The sequence below is a fragment of the Rhodovibrio sodomensis genome (assembly GCF_016583645.1).
GTDB classification, from domain to species: domain Bacteria; phylum Pseudomonadota; class Alphaproteobacteria; order Kiloniellales; family Rhodovibrionaceae; genus Rhodovibrio; species Rhodovibrio sodomensis.
Window position 1 is genome coordinate 1 of sequence record NZ_NRRL01000236.1, and the last position, 2,193, is coordinate 2,193.

The following is a 2,193-nucleotide window of genomic DNA, read 5'->3' on the forward strand; positions in this document are numbered from 1 at the left end:
GTTTCTCGCGCTTGCTGAGCGGGCGGTTGCGATGACCCTTGCGGTGGATGCGGCTCTTCAGGCCGCGGTCTTCCAGCTTGGCTTCGATCTCGGCCGACCGGTACGCGCTGTCCGCCCAGACATCGGACGCCGTGTTGTCGTCATCCAGCACGTCGTCGATGACCTGGCTGTCGTGGACGGCCGCGTCGGTCACCTTGTAGCGCCGGATTAGCTTGTGCCGCCGGTCGACGTTGACGTGGTTTTTGTAGCCGTAGTGCGACTTGCCGTGCTTCTTCGTCCAGCGCGCGTCGGTGTCCTTCTGGCGCTTCTTCGCCGGCTTGTCGGCCCAGCCCTCCGGCGTCTCGCCCGCCTTGATCGCGGCATTCTCGTCCCGGCTGTTGCGCTGCTTGGGCACCGGCACGATCGAGGCGTCGATCATCTGCCCGCCCATCGCCAGCCAACCCTGGGCCTTCAGGTAACCGTCGAACGCGCCGAACAGTTCGTCGACGACCTCGGCCTGCACCAGTTGCTCGCGGTACTGCCAGACCGTCGTCGCGTCCGGCACCGGATCTTCCAGACCCAGGCCCAGAAAGCGCATGAACGACAGCCGGTCGCGCACCTGGTACTCGAACTGTTCGTCGGAGAGGTTGTACAGTTCGCACAACACGAGCGCCTTGAACATGACGACCGCGTCCCAGGGCTTGCGACCGGCCTTGGACTTCCGCGCCTCCGACGGCCGGCGCCAGACAGCTTCCAGCTGAGGCCGGAAATCCGCCCAGGGCACTGTCGCGTTCAGCTTCACCAGCGGGTCCGCCTTCGCGTCCAGCCCGGCGTAGCGCTTCGAGACGTCGAAGAAGCCCATCTGGCCCATCAGCACCTCCCGGTCATCGCCCCTATATCGACGATTCTACCGGGATCACGCTGGATCGCGAGATTTTTCGAGGTGCCCATATTTGATCTCGACGTTACCATTCTCAAAGATAGCGGTTTTTCGGATAGACACAGTACCATCGGATAGGAGATAACGATTGAATGTTGTCTGCTCCTGTTCTGTTAGTGAGCTGAACGTTAGTTCGACCCAAAGTTCGTCATCTCCTTCTTCGCGATGAAAGAAAAGATCATCTACAGATGGTTTTTTCGATGTTGATAAAGCAAATTCAAGAGCTGACAATACATTTGACTTTCCGTGATTGTTCGGGCCGAGTAATGTAAAAAGGGAATCGCATTTTATTTCTAGGGAATTTATGCTCTTATAGTTGCGTATTTTGATTTCCGATATTTGCATCTGTTATCTCCGCATCCCTCCATATCAGCGGGGTTAGTGTTTGAACGACATTCTCGCGTAGGTGGTGGCTTTGCGCAAGATGCATTCGTGTTTTGGAAGGCGTGAAGCTAACAGGTGCTGGGGCCCTGCTAAGGGAGCGTTTGGCGAAGGTTGGCGAAGGTTGGTTTCCGGCTCATCGAGCGACCTTGACGAGGTCACTTGTTTGCGTCACTAAGGTACGTGTAATGCGGAGCGGCAGCCGGCACACACGGCAAGCAGCAAGACTTCTGCGGGTCCTGGTCCCCCAGCTGACCAGCAGTTCAGTGGTGTCAGCGCCTGTTCAGCGACAATAACGTTGGCCGGTGAGCGTCAGCCACGTTGACCGGTGACGGCTGGCTCGGGGCGATCCACAGGCCCGGCCGAACAGGCCGGCCGACCGCGCGCCCCCAGTCGCGCGCCGTAGGTCGGCCGGCCGTCGGTGAGGCCGGGCCTTGTGGATCGCGCTGGCCCCGGTGGATCCGCCTTTTCGGGTAGAAACTGGCCGGTGCGGATCGTTAGGGCGACCGCAGGAAAAACAAGAACTCTGTCGATCAAGTCGATGGAGGTGCGGTTGCCCGGTAGACCCATCACCGACCAGCAGAAGGCACTCTATATGCGTGAACGCAAGCATCACAACCAGGCCGTCGCCGCCGCACGCGCGGGCATGAGTGAGCGCACCGCCCGGCGACACGAGAAGGATCCCCGCAAACCCTCCGAGCGCCAGGCCGCGCGCGGGCGGACCGTGCCGGATCCCTTGGCCGGGGTCTGGGAAAGCGAGCTCGTGCCGATGCTCGAGCGGGACCCCAGTCTCAAGCCGGTCACGCTGATGCACTACCTGATGCGCAATCATCCGGAGAGCTTTCCCGACCAGGAGGTCCGCCGGACCCTGGAGCGGCGCGTGCGCGATTGGC

General features: G+C 60.8%; 2 protein-coding genes and 1 pseudogene. 1 reads left to right on the forward strand and 2 read right to left on the reverse strand.

Annotated elements, in window-relative coordinates; all coding sequences use genetic code 11:
* Together CKO28_RS27370 and CKO28_RS27375 are read right to left on the reverse strand one after the other, a co-directional pair.
* Positions 1-850: IS5 family transposase (locus tag CKO28_RS27370; protein ID WP_200344656.1), on the reverse strand; the 850-nt coding region annotated here is incomplete at its 3' end.
* Positions 851-895: 45 nt separating this feature from the next.
* Positions 896-1,264 carry an AAA family ATPase gene (locus tag CKO28_RS27375; RefSeq protein WP_242480862.1) on the reverse strand — a complete coding sequence of 123 codons (369 nt, stop codon included), beginning with the start codon at positions 1,262-1,264 and terminating at the stop codon, positions 896-898.
* A gap of 631 nt (positions 1,265-1,895) precedes the next feature.
* Between CKO28_RS27375 and CKO28_RS27380 the strand changes: the two are divergent.
* Positions 1,896-2,193: pseudogene (locus CKO28_RS27380) on the forward strand (IS21 family transposase); the annotation flags it as partial.

Bases quoted from the DNA above. Each gene is read 5' to 3' on its own strand.
- CKO28_RS27375 (WP_242480862.1), bottom strand. From the start codon at position 1,264: ATGCAAATATCGGAAATCAAAATACGCAACTATAAGAGCATAAATTCC.